This is a genomic window from Pseudoalteromonas sp. BSi20495 (assembly GCF_000241185.1).
Classification (GTDB): domain Bacteria; phylum Pseudomonadota; class Gammaproteobacteria; order Enterobacterales; family Alteromonadaceae; genus Pseudoalteromonas; species Pseudoalteromonas fuliginea.
Map to the genome: position 1 here is coordinate 1 of NZ_BADY01000102.1, position 4,078 is coordinate 4,078.

The window sequence follows — 4,078 nt, forward strand, 5'->3', positions numbered from 1 at the left end:
ACCTCTGGGTTGGTGTATGTTGTAGGTGAGGTTTTACACCTCGCTTTTTAAACACCAAAGCCATGTTACATGAGCGCGAAGTAAATTCGCACCTCTGGGGTGGTGTATGTTGTAGGTAAGGTTTTACACCTCGCTTTTAAATGAAGCTAAATATTGTCGCAATTAATTTCCCGTTTCGAAGGTCAATTAGGTAGCATGTCAGATTTTTTAATCTGACACTTAATTATGAACATTCTTCACACATTCAAAGTGGTACTTTGAAGCCATTTTAGCAAAGGAATTTAATAATGATTTTACCTGTAATAATGGCTGGTGGATCGGGTACGCGTTTATGGCCGCTTTCTCGCGGGAATTACCCAAAACAATTTCTACCATTAAGTGGCGAACAAACTATGCTACAAAATACGATAAGTCGTTTAAATGGTTTAGTTCATAGTCCTGCAATGCTTATTTGTAATGAAGAACATCGTTTTATAGCTGCAGAACAAGTTCGACAATTAGGTGTGCAGCATAGCGGACTGTTTTTAGAGCCTGTAGGGCGTAATACGGCGCCAGCGATTGCCTTAGCTGCATTTAAAGCTGTAGAGAAAGGTGAAAACCCTTTGTTGCTTATACTTGCCGCAGATCATGTGATTGACGACACTATTGCATTTCAACATAGTATTAACCAAGCTGTAGAACTGGCCAAGCAAGACAAGTTAGTTACCTTTGGTATTGTAGGAAACAAACCTGAAACAGGGTATGGCTATATAAAGCGCGGTGAGCAATTTAATAACGGTTTTGTGGTTGATAGTTTTGTAGAAAAGCCAAGCCTAGAAATGGCAAAAAATACATAGATAGTGGCGATTATTATTGGAATAGTGGCATGTTTTTATTTAAAGCAAGTCGCTATTTAGAGGAGCTAAACACTTTTCGCCCTGATATTTATGAAGCATGCGAAAAAGCTATGCAAGTACAAAGCGACGATATGGATTTTGTTCGTATAGATAAAGCAGCATTTGAAAAATGCGCGAGCGAGTCGATAGACTATGCTGTGATGGAACATACCAAAGATGCAGTGATTGTGCCGATGGATGCTGGTTGGAGCGATGTTGGTGGTTTTTCTGCATTGTGGGACGTATCAACTAAAGATAAAAATGGCAATGTATTTACAGGTGATGTAAAAGCGATCAACACTAAAAACACCCTGGTTTTTGGTGAAGATAAACTCGTTGCTACAATCGGTATTGAAGACCTCGTTATAATAAATACTAAAGATGCTGTGCTTGTTGCGCACAAAGATCAATCACAGCATGTAAAAGCAATCGTACAGCAATTAAAAGCTGAAAATCGTTCAGAAGCAGTCACGCACCGCGAAGTTTACCGACCTTGGGGTAAATATGACTCAGTTGATAGCGGCGAACGCTTCCAAGTTAAGCGTATTACAGTAAAGCCTGGCGCAAAACTCAGTGTGCAAATGCATCATCACCGTTCAGAACATTGGATTGTTGTATCAGGCGCTGCAAAGGTGCGAATAGATGGTGCTGAGCAGCTCGTAACTGAAAATGAGTCGGTGTACATTCCCATTACTGCAGTACATGCGCTGGAAAACCCAGGTAAAGTTGATTTAGAGCTTATTGAAGTTCAGTCTGGTTCATACCTTGGTGAAGATGACATTGTGCGTTTTGAAGATTGCTACGGCCGAGTGAAGTGATTAATTACTCGGTATTAAATGCTTGTAAGGACGCTGTATTTAACCTGAATTCTGGATAATAAATTTAATATCATCATGATTCAATACGTTAGTAAATCTCTTAATCAGAGTTCAGGTTATTTAGATAAGTGATAGTTATTAGTAATTTTCGTTTTCACTTTTCTTTGTATAAAAAGTGATAAGGTTGTATATGGATAACACATTAATTTGCTCAGAAGTGATAGCCAAAAGTGGTGTTGTTTTTGGCACCAGTGGTGCACGTGGTTTAGTTACAGATTTTACCGCAGATGTATGTGCTGCTTTTTCTATCGGGTTTGTTAAGTCGATAAAAACAGAATTTAGCTTTAATACCGTAGCATTAGCTATTGATAATCGCCCCAGTAGTTATTTTATGGCGCAAGCCTGCGCGCAAAGCTTAAAGCAACTCAATATTAATGTAATTTACTATGGTGTTATACCCACTCCAGCGCTTGCTTATAAAGCGATGCAAGACTCTATCCCAAGCATAATGGTTACAGGTAGCCATATACCATTTGACCGAAATGGCCTTAAGTTCTATCGACCAGACGGTGAAATCACCAAAGCTGATGAACAAGCTATCTTAAATAATAAAATGCCGTTCTCAGCGGTAACACAAGTAAGTGAACTTGATCTAAATACTGCAGCAAGTGAAGCTTATATAAAGCGTTATACCAAGTTATTTAGTGCCGATGCACTGGTTGGTAAAAAAGTAGGCATTTATGAGCACTCCAGTGCAGGACGAGACTTATATAAAAGTTTGTTCGAACAATTGGGGGCAAAGGTAATAAGCTTAGGGCGCAGCGAAAATTTTATACCAATTGATACAGAAGCCGTTTCTGAGGAAGATAAAAAACAAGCAATTATATGGTCAAAAAAGTATGGGATTGACGCTATATTTTCAACAGATGGCGATGGTGACCGCCCGCTCGTTGCTGACGAAAATGGTGGCTGGTTACGCGGTGATTTATTAGGTTTATTGTGCAGTCAACTCCTTGGTATTGAAGCATTGGCTGTCCCTGTAAGTTGTAACACGGCGATAGAAAAATCAAATAGCTTTAAACACATCATACGTACAAAAATTGGATCACCTTTTGTAATCGCAGAGTTTAGCCAATTAAATGAAAACTTTACCCGTGTTGCTGGTTTCGAAGCCAATGGTGGGTTTTTATTAGGCTCAAACATAGACATAAATGCAAAGCAGCTTACAGCTTTACCAACACGTGATGCAGTGTTACCTGCACTTATGTTGTTAATACAAAAGCAACCAATATCTATGCAATTGAAGTTATTACCAGGGCGCTTCACCGCGAGCGATAGGCTGCAAAATTTTGCAAAAGCCAAGAGCCTTGAATTAATTGCAACGCTTAAGTGTAGTGCCGATGCATTTCTCACAGAATTAGGCTGCGGTCTAAATTACTCAGTTAATACAGTCGATGGTTTGCGTATTGTCCTTCAAAATGATGACGTAGTGCATTTAAGAGCTTCCGGCAACGCTCCTGAGTTACGTTGTTATACTGAGAGTGATACTGTTTTTAATGCAGAAAAATTAGCCGACAAGGTAATCCAGTATTTAAATAAATTAAAATAACTGTAATAATTTCAATGAACTACATTTCAAGTGTGGGTTTATTATCCAGAGTTTAAGTTAATTATACTATGTTAGCTTTAGTGCAGGTTTGTATTGGTTTGTTCCTGATTTTTATTCATGTTTATGCTTATGTTATCCTACGTACTAAATTATTAGGGTGTTACTTTTAGTCGTAGGTTTTGAAATGAAAAAATAGGCTATACCACTGGGGTTTTTGATCTGTTTCATATTGGTCATCTCAATGTACTTAAACGCGCAAAGCTAGAGTGTGATTACCTTATTGTTGGGGTAACAAGCGATGAGTTATCTATATCGGTTAAAAACAAAAAGCCGGTAATCCCTTTTCAAGAAAGGCTAGAAATTGTCGAAGCGATTAAGTTTGTGGATGAGGTTGTTCCTCAAGTTAATTATGACAAACTAGAAGCGTGGAATAATTTAAAATTTGATAAAATGTTTGTCGGAGACGATTGGAAAGGCACTGACAAGTGGAACGCAATAGAAGAAGATTTTGCTAAGCGGGGAGTTGAAATAATGTATTTCCCTTACACTACGCATACTTCGAGCACTATTTTACGTGAAGTACTTAGTAAAATATAAAACCTGATTAAAATCGTATCTAGTTTAGAGTGTTTTTATTTCCCATACATAGGTTATAACGGCGCATAAATACCAATCCGCAATAATACTTAACCTGAACTTTGCTTGAGATAGATTTATTATCCAAAGTTCAGGTTACTTATACCAATCCGCAATAATACTTAATCAATTTGAGGGAT

2 protein-coding genes and 1 pseudogene are annotated in these 4,078 nt (G+C 38.1%); all 3 read left to right on the forward strand.

Annotated elements, in window-relative coordinates; genetic code table 11:
* The first annotated feature begins 287 nt into the window (after window positions 1–287).
* Window positions 288–1,693, forward strand: a pseudogene (locus P20495_RS20750) (mannose-1-phosphate guanylyltransferase/mannose-6-phosphate isomerase).
* Between the two features lie 190 nt (window positions 1,694–1,883).
* Window positions 1,884–3,302, forward strand: coding sequence for a phosphomannomutase (locus tag P20495_RS06930; RefSeq protein WP_008137303.1), 1,419 nt, complete (start codon window positions 1,884–1,886; stop codon window positions 3,300–3,302).
* 192 nt (window positions 3,303–3,494) lie between these two features.
* Window positions 3,495–3,899 (forward strand): adenylyltransferase/cytidyltransferase family protein, encoded by a 405-nt coding sequence (locus P20495_RS20755; protein ID WP_033016079.1) that lies wholly within the window; start codon window positions 3,495–3,497, stop codon window positions 3,897–3,899.
* Window positions 3,900–4,078 lie beyond the last annotated feature (179 nt).